Here is a 19561-nt window from a genome sequence, read left to right on the forward strand (position 1 = left end):
ACTGTCCAATATTATATAATAGTTTTTCTGAATATTATACCTGTATTTAAATTTGTAAGGTAAATGAAAAATATGAAATCGCCAGACCAATCAATAATTGATAGCTAATTAGCACGGTAGTGGAAATGCTAACTGGTAGGTATACCAATATTTAGACATAGAATTAAATTTAAAATGCTTGCAAATGAAAGGGGCCTGCTTTATAATTGGACTATACCAATGGTTCTTTGAATTCTAAATTATGAGGAGACTATCACGATGAAAATTATTAAAGTAAAAGATCAAGTAGAAGGCGGCCAAAAAGGCTTTGAAATCTTCAAAGAAGGTTTAGCAAACGACGCGAAAGTATTCGGTTTGGCAACTGGTAGTTCACCAATCAAATTCTACGAAACAGTTGTTGCAAGTGACTTAGATTTCACAAACTGTACATCAGTTAACTTGGATGAATATGTTGGCTTATCAGCTGATAACAGCCAAAGTTACCACTATTTCATGAAAGAAAATCTATTTAATAAGAAACCATTTGCAAAATCATACTTACCAAACGGTTTGGCAAGTGATATTCCTGCTGAATTAAAACGTTATGACCAAGTCATTGCTGATAACCCAGTAGACATCCAAATTCTTGGTATCGGCCAAAATGGTCACATCGGTTTTAACGAACCAGGTGCTGCTTTTGACAGCAACACACAAGAAGTGCAATTGACAGAATCAACAATTAAGGCTAACGCTCGTTTCTTCGAAAACGAAGCAGACGTGCCAACAAAAGCAATCTCAATGGGCATTGGCTCAATCTTAAAGGCTAAGAAGATCGTCTTATTCGCATACGGCGAATCAAAAGCTGAAGCCATCAAAGGCACAGTAGAAGGCCCACAAACAACAGACGTTCCAGCAAGTGCTTTACAACTACACGACGACGTGACAATCATCGTGGACGAAGCAGCAGCAAGCTTGTTATCAAAATAGAGTGCGTTTGAAACGGTTATCTTCTGAGCATTAACTGGATTTGACGAATTGACGATGAAATCGTCGATTTGGCAAATTTGGTTAAGCGCAGGAAGATGTTTCAAAAAGCACGTTTCCACACAAAAAGCCCCCACATCCAAATCAAGATGTGGGGGCTTTTTGTAATGCTATTATTTCAACGTTGTCATCACTTTTGCCATTGCGGCTTGTTGATAGGCCATCGCTGCTTTTTTAGCAACTGCTTGTCGTTGCGTTGCAGTCATTGCTGGATTAGCTTGCATGGCTGCCATCACAGCTTGTTTACCGGCGTTAGTTGCGCCCGCTTTGAGTTGTGCTTGTTGACGCTTTAATGTTTTAGCGAGTTGTTTAGCTTGAGCGTCGCTTAAAACGAGCCAGCCCTTAGCAACTTTGAAGGTATTGTGGCGGCTCACGAATTCGTGGTCATTGCCAGAAATACCAAACCAGAATTTAGCCATGTCATTTTTATACACACGGTATTTGGTAGTGGTTACTAAGGCAGCCTTATCAGCATTCTTTTGAACGCTGTTGGTTGTCTTTTCAGTTTGGGTTGCTTTAGGTTTACTTTGGTGGCTATCAGTCCGATAAAGGTAAACTTTTTCGGTACCATTGCCAAGTGGGTGATAGAGCAACATTGACATGCCCTTAGCATCGGCACTTGAAACAAGGGTTTGTGTCTTAGTTTCGGTCACAGTTTTCATGCCATAATGATTGTGATCATTTTGAACGATGAAAAAGAGTGATGCGATAAAAGTGAGACCGAAAATGGTCATTAAAATTGGGCGCCACATTTTTTGACCGAAGATTGAAGCAAAGAATAACGCAAGTGTACTAATAATGAGTGTAATAACGATCATGCTTTGGCACCTCCATTAGTAGTTGATTTCTTAGAGGAGAGGAAGAATGTGATAATGAAGCCGATCACACAGAAAATCACGGCGACGATAAAGGCGGCGTGGTAACCTGAAAGGGTTGCATTAATCATTTTATCACGGAAGGCCAATGGTAAGGTCTTGACCATGTGTGTGCTTGGCATATTGTTTTTGGTAACACTTGAAAGCACACTGATTAAGATGGCTGTCCCGATTGAGCTGGCAACTTGCCGGAAAGTATTATTAACAGCTGTCCCATGACTGATTAAGTTCATTGGTAAAGCATTCATCCCAGAAGTTGTAACGGGCATCATCACCATTGAAATCCCAAACATCCGAACGGCATATAAAACGACGATGTAGATGATTGGTGTCTTAGCAGTTAAGAAGATAAATGGTGCAGTAGCAGCCATTAATAAGAACATCCCGGTCATGGCCAAACGTTTTGCGCCGTACTTATCAAAAATACGACCCGTAATTGGCATCATAATCCCCATCATGAGGGAACCAGCTAATAAGGTTAAACCAGAGTGGAAGGCAGATTCGCCACGAATATTTTGAATATATAATGGTAAGACCATTTCGGCACCGACCATCGCCATGTTTGTCACACCACTTAAAATAGCGGCAATTGTGAAAACGGGTGATTTGAAGACGCGTAGTTCCAAGAATGGATTTTCCATTGTGAGTTGACGCCAAACAAAGAGGGCAATTACGATGACGCCGACTGCCAAGGTAGCAAGGACAAGCGTGTCGCCCCAACCTTTATCCCCAACTTCAGAGAAGCCATAGAGTAAACTACCAAAGCCGACGGTTGATAAAATAATAGAAGGAATATCAATTTTAGGTTTCGAAAGTTGGATAACGCTCTTCATTTGGAAGCTCGCTAGCACTAAGACGAGTAGGACGATTGGAATAATCATTCCGAATAAGACCCGCCAGTTGTATGAATCAATAATCCAACCTGAAAGAGTAGGTCCTAAGGCAGGTGCAAGACCGATAACGATCCCGGCCATCCCCATGGCTGTACCCCGTTTTTCAGGTGGGAAAATTGTGAGCATAATGGTTTGCAAGATGGGCATTGAAATCCCAACACCGGCGGCTTGAATAAGACGGCCGATTAATAAAGTTGCAAATGAGCTCGTTGGTGCGATGTAACAAATAATGGTCCCAAGTAAAAAGACAGTCATTGCTGACATGTAGAGGACCTTTGAATTGAATCGGTTAATTAACCAAGCACTAATGGGGATCATAATCCCGTTGACTAGCAAGAAACCGGTTGTGAGCCATTGAACGGCTGAAGTGGACACGTCAAATGCTTTCATTAATGTGGGGAAAGCAGTTGATAAAATCGTCTGGTTTAAGACAGTACAAAAAGTACCAATCAATAAGACCAAGACTAAGGCTGTCCGGTTGTATGGTTTCCCATGAATATCTAATGGTCTAGAGTCTGACAAGATAAAAATCTCCTTTACGTTTTGTTGATGCGATTTATTAGTTTAGTCGCATTTTCAGTCTTTGTCAAGTAAGTTGACAAAGATGTCATTCGACTTGACAAGTTTTGTAGATAATCTATAATGAAATTTATTAATAGGAACGGAGTGGGGACTTGCAAAAAGACCTTTTTTTAAAGTTGATAGATACGGATCGATTAATTTTTGGGATTAGTGAAGTTTGTAAGATGGCTGGGGTGACACCGCGTCAACTCCGCTACTGGGAACAAAAGGGCTACATTAAGGCCCGCGAAGTAGACGGCAATAAGGCCCGTGAGTACGACGCTCAAATGATGATTAAGGCCATTTTCATCAAGCATTTCTTAGATGAAGGGTATACGTTGAGCGTGGCGGTCCAAAAAATTCAAAAGCACATGGCTAATATGAAGATTGTGCGATCGATTATTCGGGAACATTTCGAAGGGATTGAAGAACTAGATGGCGAAATGGCTGTGAACCTCGGGTATTTCGATGATACAAAACAACAGATTTTATATGCGATTGTCAAAGAAGGGCATTCAACCTTTAAATTAGTGGATGCCCCTACAAAAGAATAAGAAGCAAAAGTGATTGCTAGGACTCGGGCAATTGGGTCCTAACAATCACTTTTTTATTGTCTAAAAATTCAGTACGCATCATTTGAAACGACTTAATGTGTCGGGTCGGTTGTTTATAATAACGTTATTAATTTAAACATAGGGGCTGATTACTGATGGAAAAACGACAATATTTGCAGTTTATCAACGAAGGGTACGGCTTTGAATTTTATTTGAATCTCGTCGGCTTTGTCGCAGATTTTAACGGCAGCTATCCAACTGAACGGGAATTTAAAACGATCCTTGAAGAAAATGGTGTGGCTTATACGGCGATTAGACGGCATAAACTCAAACAAATGTATCCTGAGATGTTTGCGAAGCAACATCAGGGACATGAAGACGCTAAGCAATATCAATTTGATTTGGATCATCAGGAATTAGGTGTTCAGCGAGTGTATTATGCTTATAGCCAACCTGAATTGGTTGATGAACAGGGAGCAACATGTCTGACGACGACAACGCCGACTTTTGTCACGCGGCAACCACGGTATCGCCTTTTCGATAACAGCGGTCAGTATTATCTTTTTGATGTGCCCCAAGATCAATTTGAACAACAGTTAAATGCACTGCCTACGGAGGTGCTCGATTTTGAACAACCACATGTTGCTGGAATTTTAATGTTGATCGAGCAGGTTAAACAATTGGGGTATACGGTAGTGGGCTATCATCTAAGTCACATAGAATCTTATCCGGTCGTCGAACCGGCGCTCCTCACGGCACTTATCAACCATCAGCAAGAGACGCACCAACCCACTTTTGAGCCAATCAACGACTTGCTTAATATTAAAACGGATTATCGTAGTTTGTTGTGTTACGACGATCAGTTGAAAATACCGGTTTTCAATAAAGAATCAAGTCAACAGTTCGGGCGGGATGACAATCTGTATTTCAAGATTCGGGATGCAGCGGGGCAAGTCGTCTTTGACCGTTTGACGTTGGATATCCTTGGCACGATTTTATTTTGTGTGGGGCAACAGTTACCACTCGAACAGATTCAAGCCGCTTTTTTAACGGATCCAAAAGCGTCATTTAAAGCGGGGGAGGACTACTTTATGTATGATCGATTGGCTTGCTCGGCTGAAGTGCCAATTGAAACCTTAACTGATATTAAAAAGGTGGCACTGTGCTCAGTAGATACAACGCAAACGATTAGTGAATATTGGCGGTGGTCGCCACGTGATTTAATGCGTTATGGCAAGGCCATTGCACCGGCGGACTTTGGCCAACCAGCACCGGCAGCAGCCCTCATGCTGGCATTTAATCAACAATTGACTAGCGCGTTGCGTCGTATTTTGAAGCAATCAGCTTTGCAGGTTCGAAAAGTCACGCGCCAATTTTTAGTACTAGAAGACGTTGTTAATGTTGATTTAGCGCTTGAAGATAGTCAATCGGAAGAGGCATTGAGCGCGGCACAACAGATTTATGCTAGCCAGATGAAGACAGCGGCAGAAACGCGCTATGATTTGCTAGTCGATGGTCAATGTGTCTTGCAGGAAGTTCCATTAGACGAATTATTACCGGCCATTATGGAATTTGCTAATGAATAACAGTATAAAAAAGAGACGACCAATGTTGGTCGTCTCTTTTTAGTGCATTTAAATTAGTTTTAACGTGTTAAACGATAAATTGCGTCTGCATAGATGGCAATTGCGTTCATGATATCTTCGATATGCATGTATTCATTTGCTTGATGCATAACATTTTCGCGTTCTTCTGGTAAAGCACCGAAAGCAACACCACGTTCTAAGATCCGACCGTATGTGCCACCACCGATAACTTGTTCGTGACCTTTAAGACCTGTTTGATCTTCAAAGACTTGTAATAAAGTTGCTACTAATTCGTCATCACCAGGAACATAATGAGGTGCTTGTGCATGGCCTTCGATTGTTACGTCGGCAACATCACTAAGTGTCTTAGCAAGGCCTTCGCGTGTGCTTTCATCAGTTACACCTTTAGGGTAGCGAACGTTCAAGAGAACAGATGCAACACCGTCTTGTGTGTAGTTGAAGACAGCAGGACAAGCTGTTAAATCACCCATCACATCGTCTGTATGGTTGATGTTTAAGAGGTGACCACGTGAGTCTTCGTGCATTAAGCGCGCGATTGTACCGATGTAGTTGCCACCTTTAGCGTCTAATGCAAAGTCAGCTAAGAATGTTGCCAAGTGAGTTGCAGCATTTACGCCAGCTTTAGGTTCTTGGGCATGTGAGCCTTTACCGATTAAATCGATTACTGTTTGGTCACCATCAGTTGTGATAGTACCTTGTAGTTTGTGTTCAGCTACATAAGCATCGAATTTAGCTTGGAAATCAGCTGGCATTGCACCAGTTAAGATTGCCTTAGCAGTTTGAGGAACCATGTTAGCACGTAAACCAGACTTGAAGCTTACCAATGTCATTTCACCATCAGCGCCATCAACTGGTTTGAAAGTGATCATGTATGACACAATTCCTTTTTCACCATTGATGATTGGGAAGTTAGCATCTGGAGAGATAGCAAAATCAGGTTTTGGTTCAACTTCTAGATAACGGTTGATACCAACCCATTCACTTTCTTCGTCAGTCCCGAAAATGAAGTGGACTTTTTTGTTTAATTTAATATCGTTGTCTTTTAATAATTTAAGCGCATAGTATGCTGCAATTGATGGGCCTTTGTCATCTGAAGAACCACGGGCATAAATCTTGCCGTCTTTGATAACTGGTTCAAAAGGATTTGTTTCCCAACCGTCACCAGCAGGAACCACGTCAACGTGACCTAAGATACCAAAAATTTCGTCGCCACTACCAAATTCAATCCGGCCAGCAACGTTTTCGATGTTTTTAGTTGTAAAACCGTCACGATCAGCAATTGCTAACATTTGTAGCAAAGCATCACGAGGACCAGGGCCAAGCGGTGCATCGTCTTCTTTATGTTCAACGTCACGCGCGCTATTAATCTTGAGTAAACTTGTTAAGTCGGTAAGCATTTGATCCTTATACTTTGCCGCTTCTTGTTGCCAATTCAATGTCATTGCAGTCCCAGCTTTCTTTGTTAAATTTTAACCAAGGTGCGGTTAATCTAAAATTAGGATAACCTCATTCTAGCATATCTGCTCACAATTAAAAAGCGCTTCCTACTAAAAAAGAACGGCCGTTAACAATTACTTTTAACGGTCGTTCTTTTATTAATGTATCTATTATGTGAAACTAATCTCAAATATGAATTAGTTCGATTTTCTCATAATACGCAAGGCATTTAAAATGGCAATTAGGGTTACGCCAACGTCTGCAAAAACGGCTTCCCACATGGTTGCAATGCCAAATGCACCTAGTAATAAGAAGATTGCTTTAACGACGAGCGCAAAAGCAATGTTTTGCCAGACGATTTTGCGGGTGAAACGGGCAATATCGATGGCAGTTGCTAATTTAGTTGGTTCATCGGACATCAAAACGATGTCGGCTGCTTCAATCGCAGCGTCGGAACCTAAACCGCCCATCGCAACACCGACATCGGCTCGAGCAAGAACGGGGGTATCATTAATCCCGTCACCAACGAAGGCCACCTTGCCGTTTTGCGCACGGTTATCAGTCAGGCTGGCTAAAGTAGCCACTTTGTCTTGAGGAAGTAGTTCACTTTGATAATGATCAATTCCCAAAGATTGGCTGACTTGTTTAGCGATTGCGTCGTTATCACCAGTTAGCATCATCGTTTGGCGGATGCCGACTTTTTTCAGTTGTGCAATCGCTGTGGCAGCATCTTTTTTAAGCTGATCTGAAATAACGAGGTAACCAAGATAATCAGTGCCATAAGCGATGTGCACCGCAGTACCGACTTCAGTAGGGGTGAGTGGTGTTAGCCCTTGTTCCTTGAGCCAGCTAGCTTTACCCACTTTTAGGGATTGGCCGTCAAGAGTTGCACTAACGCCGTGACCAGCAACTTCCGTGACCGCACTGAGTGTTTGATTGAGTGGTGCTTGATTAGCAGCAATGATGGATTGTGCAATCGGATGTGTTGAGTGTTGTTCTGCTAAAGCGGCTAATGCGAGTAAATGTTCTGGTTGATGATCGACAGCGTGAATTGCTGTAACGGTAAAACTACCTTGGGTTAACGTTCCTGTTTTATCGAAAACAACTGTCCGCACATCGTTTAAAGCTTCGAGGTAATTGCTCCCTTTGACCAGGATGCCGTTTTTAGAAGCAGTTCCAATGCCAGCAAAAAAGCCGAGCGGAATTGAAATCACTAACGCACATGGACAAGAAATCACTAAGAAGATGAGTGCTCGATAGAGCCAATCTGAGAAGGGTTGTCCTAAAAAGAGTGGTGGTACAACTGCTAATAATACGGCAAAGCCTACCACGATTGGGGTATAGATTTTCGCAAAGCGGGTGATAAAGTTTTCTGTTGGTGCTTTTTGGCTGCTAGCATTTTCAACTAGGTCTAAAATCTTAGCGACCGTCGAGTTAGCGTAAGGTTTTGTGACTTGAAGGGTCAAAAGACCGGATTGATTAATGCTGCCACTCAAGAGGGCATCGCCAACGTTAAATGAACGAGGCACCGATTCACCGGTGACCGCAGCGGTATCGACAAAACTACTGCCCGCGATGACGGTCCCATCTAGTGGTACTTTTTCGCCAGGTTTGATTAAGATCGTTGCACCAACTGGCACGGCTTCGGGCGCAACTTGTTGGAGGCCTTGGCTAGTTTGGAGGTTGGCAAAAGTCGGTTTAATCGCAACTAAACTGGCAATTGAATCCCGTGAGCGATTAATTGCTAAACTTTGGAAATATTCACCGACTTGATAAAATAGCATCACGCCAACTGCTTCAGCATATTCGCCAATCCCAAAGGCCCCAATGGTGGCAACGGTCATTAGGAAGTTTTCGTCAAACCATTGGCCGTGAAGAATATTACGGACGGCTGTCCAGATAATATCGTAACCGATGAGGATAAAAGCGACTAGCAACAAGCTGATTAGTAGTGGTTGACTAAGTGGTAAGACGTAGCTCCCTAATAGTAAAAGGCCGCTAATGATAATTCGAACCAAGTCTAGATTAAATTTAAATTTCTTAGGGGGTGTTTGGCCCGCAGCCGGTAATGATTTTTGAATGGTGACATCTGGTTCAATTGTCGTTAACAATTGTTGGAGCGCCAATTCAAACGCGGTGGCGGCTTGATCACCGGTTAATTCATAACTCAGTTTTTGCGTCGCAAAGTTAACCGCGCAATCTTGGACTTGCGGCAATTTTTGAACGTTTGTTTCGATTTTGGTAGCGCAGGCGGCACAATCGATACCTGCTAATTGAATTTGTGTCATTGATGAGTCCTCCTTATTGGTTAATGAACCGTCAATTCGGATCTAAATCGTTATATTTACGAATTAGATATACATATGAGCATATATTCATATGTTACCTATAAGATAACACCACAATCTATAAAATGCAACCCGTTTAGTTGCTAGCAGTTTAGAAAAAAAGAGGTTGCAGCAAAAGTTAATTTGCTACAGCCTCTTGTAATAATTAGTGCTCGTTAACGTGCGCGATAACTTGTGAGAAGATGTTAATCACATGGTTGTCAGCAAGGGAGTAGTAAACTTCTTTGCCTTCTTTGCGACTCTTGACGAGCTTTGCTTGTTTGAGTACCCGTAGTTGATGCGAGATAGAAGATTGCGACATCTCTAAAACGCTGACGATATCGTAAACCCGTAATTCTGATTGGAAGAGTGCGTACAGAATTTTAGCGCGGGTCTTATCGCCGAGAATTTTAAAAAGTGTTGAGATATGATCGAGCGTGTCTTCTTTCGGAAGTGTTTTTTGAACGGAGCGAATCAGTTGATCGTGGTCGATTGTCATAATAGCCTGCCTTGTTAGAATTTAGTGTTAAAAAAAGGAATGTTTTAATAGTAGGTTTGTGGGGCGGAGTTGTTTTGGCAATTGCCGGTAATAAGCTAAAGCAATGGTTGGTAAGTCGGTATTAGCGTCCAATTGAATCAATGCTTGGTGACTTTTGAACCAGCCGGTTGTGGTTTGGAGCCAAACCTGATTGCCAACATAGCGAACGGCTAATATTTTGTGGCGACTATTAGCTAGCAGCTGACCGGTTGTCTGGGTCGGATGCAAGGGACTATTCCAAGTCGCAACAGTCATCGGATTGGGTTTGATCTGTGCTGTTTTGCCTACCAATAAGGAAGCTGCTTGGGCGGTTTGGCCAACATTAATCGCATCGCTTAATACAAACCGGTTAGTGCCAATTCGATAATAGGTCTGATCGGCAACCGTGACGGTTTGGGTTACGTCGTAGCTATGACCAGCCTTAGCCGGTGCTTTAGTGGGCACTTGTTCGTAGGGGTTTTCAACGGTGGTTAAATCGTGAACGCTATTGACCTGACCAGTCGTTTCTAAGGATTCAATCTGGGATTGATCTTGGGCGGCTTGGTAATGTCGGCCTAGCGCGGGATAATTAGTGACGACGCCATCCACATCGAGGTTAACGAGCCAGTTCCAAGTGGCTTGATTTTCGGCCATTTCATTCCAGACGTAGACTTTTTGGTGGAGGTAATGCAATTGTTTGATAATCGTCGGCGTCACTAATTCGGAAGAAATGTTAATCCCGTCCGCATATTTGAAGCTTTCAAATGAAATCCGCTTGAGACTACCTACGATAAAAATGCGGGGAATCTCAGGCATTAGTTTTTGCATATTGATTAAACTTGGTAACGAGAAGGAATGGACCATGATCCGCTTTTGCAGGTGATACTTTTGAATGAGCGCAACTAATTTGGCTTCCATGTCCTGCGGGTTACCCTTTTTTGTTTTCTTGGTTTCAATTAAGAATTTCGCATTGGGGTTGTTCTGATAGTGTTGGAATAACTGTTCAACGCTATGGACAGGTTCACCATTACTCATCTTAAGTGTACTTAATTTGGCAAACGTATTTTGAGAAACAATGGTATCGACACCGGTGACACGTTTTAGATTACGATCGTGCGAGATGACTAAGATGCCATCTTGGGATTCATGTAAATCGAGTTCGACGTAGTTGGCACCTTGCGAAAAGGCCATATCAATACTCTGGAATGTTTCTTCCGGAGCATTAATGGGATCACCGCGATGACCAACAACTGTAAAGCCAGATAATAAGAGAAAGTAAAAGCAGCAAAAGAGCACGATGCCCAGTTGTGATTTGGACTTTAACAAAGTTAACGGCCTCCTAATTAAATTTAAAACTACTAATTAAGATACCATTATTTTTCTAAAAAACCTATCATCGTGTTAGAACCCAGTTATAAATTAATCGAATTATTACTAAATAATAATTGACAACGCTTACATCAAGCGGTATATTATGTCTGTAAGGTACTTATGCAATTACCTTTTTATCAATTCTCTTTCTCTCTTATGCCAACCACTGTCTACGGATAGTGGTTTTTTTGCGTACATATTGGTAAAATGAACGTAACTGAAATCGGATAAGAATAGGGAGTCACACTATGGCAGAGAAACAACAAGTGTTTGATATTATTGAAGAAATTACACGCTTAGACGGTTCAACGTACTATGAGTTAGGCAATATTTTTATGAATGGGCGGGCAGAACTCGCCGCTAATCGTGGGTTAATTAAGGGTGTGCGGATTTTGCAACTAAATATTCCACATTCTAATGCCGTTCAAACTTACGAAGACTATATTAATAATACTTATACGATGCCCGCTGTGGATTTTACGGAATGGGAAGAATGGGAGAAAACACCAGGGCCTGTTGAAGAGGCCTTTAAAGAAGTCTTAAAAGCAAATCATATTGGCTAGGTGGTTGATAAAATGATTTATTTTACAGCGGATACTCATTTTTATCATGAAGAATTACTCGGGATGAATGACTTTGCGCCACGACCGTTTGCGGATGTGGCCACCATGAATGAGACGATTGTGACTAACTGGAATCAGCGTGTTCAATCGGAGGACCAGGTTTACCTATTAGGAGACGTTGCATTAGTCCCGAATAAACCAACTGCTTTTGCGCAAGTTAATGCTTTGCTCGGCGCATTGAATGGTCAGATTATTCTGGTGAAGGGCAATCATGACAACCGTGCCTTCTTTAAATATTTGAAGAAGCACGATCCGGGAACAGAGGCACACCCGCACTATCAATTTGTCGATGTCGGGGCGCTAATTAAGATTAATCACCGGCAGTATTTCTTAACCCATTATCCGCTGTTACTCGGTAAAGTTAGCCAAACGGTTAACTTGCATGGCCACATTCACCACAACATGCTACCAATTGCTGAGAATATCAACGTGGGGATTGACGCCCCAGAACGTGAATTATTGAAAACACCACTACCATTTGGGACACCTTTATCAGTAGCGGAGATTGAAGCAATCTTGACGGCAAAACAAAAGGCGTTAACGCAATTAAAATAAGAGGATGACAAAATGGAAACTATTCACATCTTACACACGAACGACTTACACTCGCATTTTGAAAATTGGCCTCGAATGCGCCGCTTTTTGTTAGCTCATCAAGCGGCCTATCGGCAAAAAGGTGAAACGGTCTTAACGTTTGATATCGGGGATGCAATGGATCGCAGCCATCCCTTAACTGAAGCAACAGACGGCCAGATTAATACGACCCTGTTGAATCAAATTGGTTATGATGGTGTGACAATTGGTAATAATGAAGGCATTGGCAATAGTCATGCACAGTTGGAACATCTATACGATCATGCGAATTTCCCCGTATTGTTAGCAAATCTCTATGAACAATCCACAAACACCCTCGCTAAATTTGCGCAACCGTACCGCATTATCACAACTGATCAAGGCACGCGGATTGCGGTTGTCGGATTAACGGCGCCATTCTTTTTAACGTATCGACCTAATGGTTGGGATCCTGTCACAATTAGTGAAGAAATGCCACAATTACTGGCGCAAATTGAAGGGCAGTACGATGTCTTAGTATTACTATCACATCTGGGCTTAACAACAGATCAATGGTTGGCAGAACACTATCCTGAAATCGACGTTATCTGCGGCGCCCACACACATCATCTCTTAAAAGATGGGCTGATGGTGAATCAAACATTATTAACGGCTGCTGAAAAGTACGGTCATTATATTGGTGATATCACGTTAACACTCGATGCTAACCATCGCCCGGTTGATCGGAAAGCCCGGACTGTCTTGACGGCCGATTTACCAGAAGAAGCGGCGGATGAGGCTGAAATTGCGGGTTATTTAGCACAAGGACATGCTCAATTGGCTGCCCAAGTGGTGGCTGACTTGCCAGAAGCACTGCCGATTGCTACCATTGGAGAGTCACCAATGATGACGGCCGGGTTAAAAGCGATTGAAGCGGCAACGCAAACAGAAGCCGCTGTTTTGAACACCGGCCTATTTTTAGGCGGGCTCGAACCAGGTTTGGTCACCAAAGATGACCTGCAGAGCCAATTACCGCATCCGATGCATTTGATTAAAGTTACCTTAAAGGGCTACGATTTATGGCGGTTAGTCTTAGAAATGGAAAAAAACCGGTTATTCTTACGTAAGTTTCCGATTAAAGGGATGAGTTTCCGTGGTAAAATCTTTGGAGACATCGTTTATGATGGGATTACAGTGGATATGACATTACGCCGCGTCTTTTGGCATGGTCAGGAGATTGATCCTGAAGCTAGCTATACGTTGACGACAGTTGATCATTACCTCTTTATTCCGTTTTTCCCAACCATTGAAATTGTCGGGGAGACTGAAATTATGTTCCCTGATTTTCTGAGAAATGCAGTTGCTACCTATTTAATACAAAAATATCCCGTTTAAGGGAAGAGGAGGTTCGCCGTGGCGGATACAAAAACAAAACCGAAGATTGCTAAGAAGGTAACTCGGGCGCTTGAAAAAGAAATGATTGCAGCGGCTAAACAACCGGAAGTACCACAGCACGTCGTTGTTAAGAGTGAAACCATGATTGATATCGATAAGTGTGCCTACGAAGTGGTCGCCAATTATCGCGATGGTTTTGATGCTGAAAAGCTAAACGAACGCTATAACGAGGTTCTTGCGAAGTACGATTATATTGTGGCGGACTGGGGTTTTGAACAACTACGCCTTAAGGGATTCTACAAATCAACTAATCGACGGGCCAATAAGGATCAATTAATTGATACACTCCAAGACTACCTATATGAATATTGTAATTTTGGTTGTGCCTATTTTGTCTTAGAACGACAAGGTAAACCACAGATTCGCAACGAAAATCGCCGTAGTAATCGCCGGCGAGGACCACAGAAACAACGCCGGCAAAAGCAAGGCTTCACGGAACGCAAAGTAACACCTAATCAAAAAGTGACTAAAGAACAGCCGCAAAAAGCGGTCACGGAGAATAAAAAATCCGTTAATAAGCGCCACTTTAAGATTCGACCATTAGAGAGTAATTCCCCAAAGGAAACTGGAAAGTGAGTAACTAAATGACAAAAACAAACTACGCAGGCTATTTAATCGATTTAGACGGGACAGTTTATCGCGGTAGCGAACAGATGCCAGAAGCACGTGATTTTATTGAACGGCTCCAAGCTAAGAACATCCCTTTTATGTTTTTAACGAATAACACCACTAAATCACCCGCAGCGGTGATCAAAAATTTAGCAGATAACCATGATATTCATGCAACCGAAGACCAAGTTTACACCCCATCATTGGCAACGGCCCGTTATTTGTTAAACCTAAATGGCGGTCAAGCAAATGGCAAGACAGTGTATGTCATCGGCGAAATTGGTTTGAAACAAGCTTTATTAGATGCTGGTTTTAGAACTAACGAATATGATCCAGACTACGTGGTGGTTGGCTTAGACTACGATGTCACTTACCACAAATTTGAATTGGCAACGCTCGCGATTAAACGCGGCGCTCTTTTTATTGGGACGAATGCCGATACCAACTTACCTAATGAACGTGGCTTAGTGCCTGGTGCAGGTTCAGTGATTGCCTTAGTTGAACGCGCAACACAACAATCAGCGCTTTATATCGGCAAACCAGAAAAAATCATTATGGAAATGGCACTCGAACAATTCGGGTTAACTAAGGACCAAGTGGTAATGGTCGGCGATAACTATAATACAGACATCAAAGCGGGCTTAAATGCTGAAATGGCAACCTTATTAGTTTATACGGGCGTTTCAACACCGGCTGATTTGGCAAAAGTCACGGCGCAACCAACGCATATTATCAATAGTTTAGCCGAATGGGAAGTTTAAGCGGCGTCAAAAAAACGGGTAACTGGCTAGTTTTTTATCTCAGTATCGTCAGTGGGAGTATTCTAGCTGCGATTGCCATCGGTTGGTTGAGCTATGACTTGGTAAGCCGACAACTTCATTTGGCGGCGCAAATACAGATGAGCCAAGTGACGTTAATGCACGAGTTTAACCGCTTGATGCGTTATTTGGTTTTGCCGGGTGGACAATCGCTAGTGTTGCCACATTTCAAAATGTCAGCAAATGGCTTGGCGCATTTTAAGGAAGTTAAACACCTCTTCTTATTAACGGCGGTCATTTTCTTGGTGACGATTGTGCCGGCACTTAGAAGCTGGCGGCGTGATTTTAAGTCGGGTAGGCAATGGCGCTATATTCGACCGATGCAAGTCGCACTGGTTATGCCGATTGTAATAGGGTTGATTGCCAGTGTTAGCTTTGATCGCTTTTTCGTGTTATTTCATGAATTGCTATTTCGCAACCTCGACTGGCAGTTTGACCCGCTGTTAGATCCCATTATTTTAGTGTTACCCGAGCAGTATTTTATGCTGTGCTTTATCTGCTTTTTTGTCATCCTCGAAGGTCTTTTTCTGATTATTTTGTGGCGGGCAAAGAAGTCATTGAAAATTTATTAAGAAGCTCTAATGATGATTGTTTTAGGATTAATATTCGGTATGCTAGAAAAGTGAGTACCGACAAATGAAAATATAGGAGTATCAACATGACGCAGTTAATTGATTTTGTGTTACATATCGACGCGCATCTGGTCAATATTGTCAATCAGTTTGGCAATTGGACGTATGTGATCTTGTTTGCGATTATTTTTGTAGAAACCGGGGCAGTCATCTTACCGTTTCTACCGGGGGATTCATTATTATTTGCCGCAGCTGCTTTAGCGGCTCGAACAGATAATGATTTGAATATCTGGGTATTTGTCGCATTATTCTTAGTTGCCGCAATTGCGGGGGATTCTTTAAACGAACAAATTGGTAAAAGAGTCGGGATGGCTGCAACTAAGAGTCGTTTCTTCGGGAAGTTTATCAATACTGAAAAGATTGAAGAGGCCCAGGTCTTCTTTAACAAGTACGGTGGCAAGACGATTACCATTGGCCGTTTCATGCCAATTATCAGAACCTTCGTCCCATTTGTCGCCGGTGGTAGTCAAATGTCATTTGGCAAGTTCTTCCGGTATGATGTTATCGGAAGTGTCTTGTGGGTAGTCCTTTGTTGTGGGGCCGGCTACTTCTTCGGAAATATCGCAGTCGTGAAGGAACATTTCTCATTGGTCGTTTTAGGCATTATTGCCGTTTCATTAATTCCAATGGTCATCACCGCGGTTAAGAGTCAATTAAAGAGCCGAAAAGCTAAATCATAATTAAAAAAGCGCACCGCCTGATTCTCGTTTGAGATCAGACGGTGCGCTTTTGAATTACATAATAGAAGTACTGTGAAGTGGTTGACGCTTTTCAGGGTAGAGTTTGGTTAAAAGTTCGGTCACGGCAACCGGTGCTTCACCAAAGCCGCTCGCAATTAACTTCACCTTACCAGGATAAGTGGCAATATCGCCAATCGCATAGACGTTTGGTAAGTTGGTCGCCATTTGTTGGTTAACACTGACTTGGTGGTGATCAAGTGTTAAGCCCCAATCACGGAGAATTCGTGTATCGGAGATGAAACCGTAGTTGACGAGCAATTTATCGACAACTAGTTGTTCTTGGTCAGTTGATTTCATTTTATTGAGTGAAAGGGCGAGTTGATGATCAACTTCTGTGAGACCGTCAATTAAAAATGGTGTCTTAATTTGAATAGAAGAGTTCATCAAAGCATCGACACTGCTTTCCAGACCCCGGAACTGATCACGACGGTGGATGATATAGACTTGTTTAGCGACTTTTTCGAGCATGAGGGCCCAATCAATCGCAGAATCGCCACCACCAGCAACGGCTACGGTTTGATCTTTGAACTGGGCCATTTCTTTAGCAAAGTAGTGGATATAGTTGTTTTCCCATTCAGGTTGATAATCAACGGCTAGTTTTCGGGGCGTAAAGGCACCATTTCCGACGGCAACAATCACACCGCGTGTATGCGTCGTTCCTTTAGATGTTTCTAAGATGTAAGTCCCGTCTTCTTGGGGTAGGATGGCCTTAACAGATGTTTCTAATTGGGTTGTCGGTTCAAAGACGGCTAATTGTTCAGCCAAGTTAGCAGTGAGCTGAGCACCAGTAATGCCTTTAAAACCGGCCACATCGAAGATTTCTTTTTCAGGATAGAGCGTTGCGACTTGGCCGCCTAGTTCAGGGAGGCTCTCGATGATTTGCACATCGGCTTTACGCATGCCTGCGTAGTAAGCAGCAAACATGCCAATGGGACCGCCACCGATTACGGTAATATCAAAAAGATGGTTAGGATCAAGCATAGGATAACTTCCTTCTATAGTAGACTTCTGAAATAGTATACTAGAAAAAAATTAGGAAAGCATGTTAAAAAGAAATAATAATAGTAATTTCTAGATTAATTCGCTATTATATACTGTGAATTAAAAACATTTAGGAGGTCTATCATGACATTTCCACAATTAGATTTAGAAAACTTTGCAGGACCAACAGCAACTTTTGACACCAACCATGGTGAATACACTGTTGCGCTATTCCCAGAACAAGCGCCTAAGACGGTTGAAAACTTCATCGGCTTAGCTGAAAAAGATTACTATGACGGTATCGTCTTCCACCGAGTAATTAACGACTTCATGATTCAAGGGGGCGATCCTACAGGTACAGGTATGGGTGGCGAAAGTTTATGGGGCCAAGCCTTTGGCGATGAATTTAGCCAAGAACTTTTCAACTTAAATGGTGCTTTATCAATGGCTAATGCTGGTCCTAATACAAATGGTAGCCAATTCTTTATCGTGACTAATGAACACATCAACCCAAGCATGATGTCTCAAATGCCTGGTGCTGGCTATCCTGAAGAAGTGATTGCAGCTTACGAAAAGGGTGGCACACCTTGGTTAGATCACAAACATACTGTCTTTGGTCAAGTTTTAAGTGGCATGGACGTTGTTAATGAAATTAATGCTGTTGAAACAGGGATGCAAGACAAACCTGTTGATCCAGTGGTTATCAATCACATTTCAATCAAACACTAAAAATGATAATCGTGATACCCAGTTGATTCGTAAACTGGGTATTTTTTATTGGTTTTTTATAAAGATAGGGTAGGTTGTTTCAGATGGCTTGCCTTTTACCAAGGACAAGGATTAGAATAGATAGGATAATTAAAGTTGGAGGACAATATGGTTTATCGAATTGGACAAAAAGTGACAGGCACCGTAACAGGAATTCAACCGTATGGTGTCTTTGTGGCATTAGATGAATCAGTTCAAGGCTTGATTCATATCTCAGAGTGCGGTCATGGTTTTGTGAAGGCGCTAGACGAGCAATTTACAGTAGGACAGCAATTAGAGGTATTAGTGTTAGATGTTGATGAATACACGCATAAGATTAGTTTGTCATTACGTGCACTTCATAAGGCACAGGATCTACTACCACAACGAGCAAAGAAGCATTACTGGACTAACCGTCGGATTCAAACAGGTTTTGCCCCGATTGCGGAGCGATTACCGGGATGGACTAAAGCGGCAATTGAAGAATTAAACCAAAGGGGTAAATAGATGAGTGCTAAAGTAGCAGGAACAATCATGTACAAGACAAAGCAAGGTCAATATGATTTTTTAGTGCAAAAACAAGCCGATACGGATTACAAAATGTTATCAACACATAAAAATTCGGATCAAACACCATTAGCTGCAGTTTTAAATGCCATTAAAGCGACGATTAAAATTGATGTTAATGAGCTAAGATTGATTAATTTAGCTAATATTAACCTTGAAGGTGAGAATGTTTCGTTTTTTGTCTTTCAATGGAGTGAACATCCGGCCGAATTCTATGACGAACAATTGCAAATAATTGCAGAATCGGGCTATCAGTTCGCAAACCCTAGTGAAATCACGGAATTGCTTGATAAACTGGAAGTAACAGGCGTTCCACACCTAAATTAATTCGGACAATCACTGCATATCTATTCAAAAATGTCCGTTTTTATAACTTTTTACATTTTTATTCAAAAAAATGTAAATAAATGCTTGACGATATATTGGAATGTTGGTATAGTAGTCTATGTTGTCAGCGTGGCAATTGATAATCATCAAAAACGACGTCATCGAATTTAAAAGTTTTGAATATTTATTCAAAAAAAATTTAAAAAAAGTTCTTGACAAGTCAGCACGAAAGATGATATATTAATTAAGCTGTTTCAACACAGTAGATCTTTGAAAACTGAACAAAGTTTTGATAAACCAAATGTGTAGGGTCGCCCTTCGGGGCACAACATATTTGCGAAGTCA

Annotated in this window: 20 protein-coding genes; 13 read left to right on the forward strand and 7 right to left on the reverse strand. The window is 41.9% G+C overall.

Annotated elements, in window-relative coordinates; genetic code table 11:
* Positions 1–258: 258 nt before the first annotated feature.
* A complete protein-coding gene (locus NDN60_RS03095) occupies positions 259–966 on the forward strand; it encodes a glucosamine-6-phosphate deaminase (RefSeq protein WP_011374126.1) in 708 nt (235 codons plus the stop codon).
* 170 nt (positions 967–1136) lie between these two features.
* Here NDN60_RS03095 and NDN60_RS03100 read toward each other — a convergent pair whose 3' ends face one another.
* Together NDN60_RS03100 and NDN60_RS03105 are read right to left on the reverse strand one after the other, a co-directional pair.
* On the reverse strand, positions 1137–1841 hold the full coding sequence (locus tag NDN60_RS03100; RefSeq protein ID WP_056947447.1) for a DUF4811 domain-containing protein: 705 nt from the start codon (positions 1839–1841) through the stop codon (positions 1137–1139).
* Positions 1838–3313, reverse strand: a complete 1476-nt coding sequence (locus NDN60_RS03105) for an MDR family MFS transporter (RefSeq protein ID WP_056947449.1) — start codon at positions 3311–3313, stop codon at positions 1838–1840. Before NDN60_RS03105 ends, NDN60_RS03100 begins: the two co-directional genes overlap by 4 nt.
* 152 nt (positions 3314–3465) lie before the next feature.
* Between NDN60_RS03105 and NDN60_RS03110 the strand changes: the two genes are divergently transcribed.
* Together NDN60_RS03110 and NDN60_RS03115 are read left to right on the forward strand one after the other, a co-directional pair.
* The gene (locus NDN60_RS03110; RefSeq protein ID WP_011374130.1) at positions 3466–3906 is read left to right on the forward strand and encodes a MerR family transcriptional regulator; all 441 of its coding nucleotides are present in this window, start codon (positions 3466–3468) and stop codon (positions 3904–3906) included.
* A 155-nt stretch (positions 3907–4061) separates the two neighbouring features.
* Entirely contained in the window at positions 4062–5492 is a 1431-nt protein-coding gene (locus tag NDN60_RS03115; RefSeq protein WP_056947451.1) for a hypothetical protein, read from the forward strand.
* A 59-nt stretch (positions 5493–5551) separates the two neighbouring features.
* On the opposite strand, the gene pepV is transcribed toward NDN60_RS03115, so the two are convergent.
* The 4 genes from pepV to NDN60_RS03135 form a co-directional block, all read right to left on the reverse strand.
* Complete coding sequence (pepV, locus tag NDN60_RS03120) at positions 5552–6955, reverse strand: dipeptidase PepV (protein ID WP_011374133.1); 1404 nt, start codon at positions 6953–6955, stop codon at positions 5552–5554.
* 192 nt (positions 6956–7147) lie between these two features.
* Positions 7148–9238 (reverse strand): heavy metal translocating P-type ATPase, encoded by a 2091-nt coding sequence (locus NDN60_RS03125; protein WP_099947619.1) that lies wholly within the window; start codon positions 9236–9238, stop codon positions 7148–7150.
* 205 nt (positions 9239–9443) lie between these two features.
* Positions 9444–9776, reverse strand: coding sequence for an ArsR/SmtB family transcription factor (locus NDN60_RS03130; protein WP_011374135.1), 333 nt, complete (start codon positions 9774–9776; stop codon positions 9444–9446).
* A 27-nt stretch (positions 9777–9803) separates the two neighbouring features.
* Positions 9804–11120 (reverse strand): glycerophosphodiester phosphodiesterase, encoded by a 1317-nt coding sequence (locus tag NDN60_RS03135; protein WP_082267845.1) that lies wholly within the window; start codon positions 11118–11120, stop codon positions 9804–9806.
* A gap of 293 nt (positions 11121–11413) precedes the next feature.
* On the opposite strand from NDN60_RS03135, the gene NDN60_RS03140 reads away from it, so the two are divergent.
* The 7 genes from NDN60_RS03140 (at position 11414) to NDN60_RS03170 (ending at position 16534) form a co-directional block, all read left to right on the forward strand.
* Positions 11414–11728: a hypothetical protein gene (locus NDN60_RS03140; RefSeq protein ID WP_011374137.1), complete on the forward strand. Its 315-nt coding sequence runs from the start codon at positions 11414–11416 to the stop codon at positions 11726–11728.
* A 12-nt stretch (positions 11729–11740) separates the two neighbouring features.
* A complete protein-coding gene (locus NDN60_RS03145) occupies positions 11741–12343 on the forward strand; it encodes a metallophosphoesterase (protein ID WP_025016282.1) in 603 nt (200 codons plus the stop codon).
* Between the two features lie 12 nt (positions 12344–12355).
* Positions 12356–13735, forward strand: a complete 1380-nt coding sequence (locus tag NDN60_RS03150) for a bifunctional metallophosphatase/5'-nucleotidase (protein ID WP_056947455.1) — start codon at positions 12356–12358, stop codon at positions 13733–13735.
* An 18-nt stretch (positions 13736–13753) separates the two neighbouring features.
* On the forward strand, positions 13754–14371 hold the full coding sequence (locus NDN60_RS03155; protein WP_011374140.1) for a YutD family protein: 618 nt from the start codon (positions 13754–13756) through the stop codon (positions 14369–14371).
* Between the two features lie 8 nt (positions 14372–14379).
* On the forward strand, positions 14380–15165 hold the full coding sequence (locus NDN60_RS03160) for a TIGR01457 family HAD-type hydrolase (RefSeq protein WP_011374141.1): 786 nt from the start codon (positions 14380–14382) through the stop codon (positions 15163–15165).
* The gene (locus NDN60_RS03165) at positions 15153–15794 is read left to right on the forward strand and encodes a TIGR01906 family membrane protein (RefSeq protein ID WP_056947457.1); all 642 of its coding nucleotides are present in this window, start codon (positions 15153–15155) and stop codon (positions 15792–15794) included. The genes NDN60_RS03160 and NDN60_RS03165 overlap by 13 nt, the downstream gene beginning before the upstream one ends.
* 86 nt (positions 15795–15880) lie before the next feature.
* Positions 15881–16534: a VTT domain-containing protein gene (locus NDN60_RS03170; protein WP_056947459.1), complete on the forward strand. Its 654-nt coding sequence runs from the start codon at positions 15881–15883 to the stop codon at positions 16532–16534.
* A 54-nt stretch (positions 16535–16588) separates the two neighbouring features.
* Here the strand turns inward: NDN60_RS03170 and NDN60_RS03175 are convergent, their stop codons facing one another.
* Positions 16589–17575, reverse strand: coding sequence for an NAD(P)/FAD-dependent oxidoreductase (locus NDN60_RS03175; RefSeq protein WP_056947461.1), 987 nt, complete (start codon positions 17573–17575; stop codon positions 16589–16591).
* 144 nt (positions 17576–17719) lie between these two features.
* Between NDN60_RS03175 and NDN60_RS03180 the strand changes: the two genes are divergently transcribed.
* The 3 genes from NDN60_RS03180 (at position 17720) to NDN60_RS03190 (ending at position 19216) form a co-directional block, all read left to right on the forward strand.
* Positions 17720–18304, forward strand: a complete 585-nt coding sequence (locus NDN60_RS03180; RefSeq protein ID WP_056947463.1) for a peptidylprolyl isomerase — start codon at positions 17720–17722, stop codon at positions 18302–18304.
* 147 nt (positions 18305–18451) lie between these two features.
* Positions 18452–18829, forward strand: coding sequence for a CvfD/Ygs/GSP13 family RNA-binding post-transcriptional regulator (locus tag NDN60_RS03185; RefSeq protein WP_016264689.1), 378 nt, complete (start codon positions 18452–18454; stop codon positions 18827–18829).
* Complete coding sequence (locus NDN60_RS03190) at positions 18830–19216, forward strand: hypothetical protein (protein ID WP_016264690.1); 387 nt, start codon at positions 18830–18832, stop codon at positions 19214–19216. It begins immediately after the preceding gene.
* Positions 19217–19561 lie beyond the last annotated feature (345 nt).

The sequence above is a fragment of the Latilactobacillus sp. genome, from assembly GCF_033176295.1.
GTDB lineage: Bacteria > Bacillota > Bacilli > Lactobacillales > Lactobacillaceae > Latilactobacillus > Latilactobacillus sakei.

Coding starts and splice junctions, on each gene's coding strand:
- NDN60_RS03095 (WP_011374126.1), top strand. CDS start 259: ATGAAAATTATTAAAGTAAAAGATCAAGTAGAAGGCGGCCAAAAAGGC.
- NDN60_RS03165 (WP_056947457.1), top strand. CDS start 15,153: ATGGGAAGTTTAAGCGGCGTCAAAAAAACGGGTAACTGGCTAGTTTTT.
- NDN60_RS03140 (WP_011374137.1), top strand. CDS start 11,414: ATGGCAGAGAAACAACAAGTGTTTGATATTATTGAAGAAATTACACGC.
- NDN60_RS03175 (WP_056947461.1), bottom strand. CDS start 17,575: ATGCTTGATCCTAACCATCTTTTTGATATTACCGTAATCGGTGGCGGT.
- NDN60_RS03115 (WP_056947451.1), top strand. CDS start 4,062: ATGGAAAAACGACAATATTTGCAGTTTATCAACGAAGGGTACGGCTTT.
- NDN60_RS03160 (WP_011374141.1), top strand. CDS start 14,380: ATGACAAAAACAAACTACGCAGGCTATTTAATCGATTTAGACGGGACA.
- pepV (WP_011374133.1), bottom strand. CDS start 6,955: ATGACATTGAATTGGCAACAAGAAGCGGCAAAGTATAAGGATCAAATG.
- NDN60_RS03185 (WP_016264689.1), top strand. CDS start 18,452: ATGGTTTATCGAATTGGACAAAAAGTGACAGGCACCGTAACAGGAATT.
- NDN60_RS03145 (WP_025016282.1), top strand. CDS start 11,741: ATGATTTATTTTACAGCGGATACTCATTTTTATCATGAAGAATTACTC.
- NDN60_RS03190 (WP_016264690.1), top strand. CDS start 18,830: ATGAGTGCTAAAGTAGCAGGAACAATCATGTACAAGACAAAGCAAGGT.
- NDN60_RS03130 (WP_011374135.1), bottom strand. CDS start 9,776: ATGACAATCGACCACGATCAACTGATTCGCTCCGTTCAAAAAACACTT.
- NDN60_RS03125 (WP_099947619.1), bottom strand. CDS start 9,238: ATGACACAAATTCAATTAGCAGGTATCGATTGTGCCGCCTGCGCTACC.
- NDN60_RS03100 (WP_056947447.1), bottom strand. CDS start 1,841: ATGATCGTTATTACACTCATTATTAGTACACTTGCGTTATTCTTTGCT.
- NDN60_RS03180 (WP_056947463.1), top strand. CDS start 17,720: ATGACATTTCCACAATTAGATTTAGAAAACTTTGCAGGACCAACAGCA.
- NDN60_RS03170 (WP_056947459.1), top strand. CDS start 15,881: ATGACGCAGTTAATTGATTTTGTGTTACATATCGACGCGCATCTGGTC.
- NDN60_RS03150 (WP_056947455.1), top strand. CDS start 12,356: ATGGAAACTATTCACATCTTACACACGAACGACTTACACTCGCATTTT.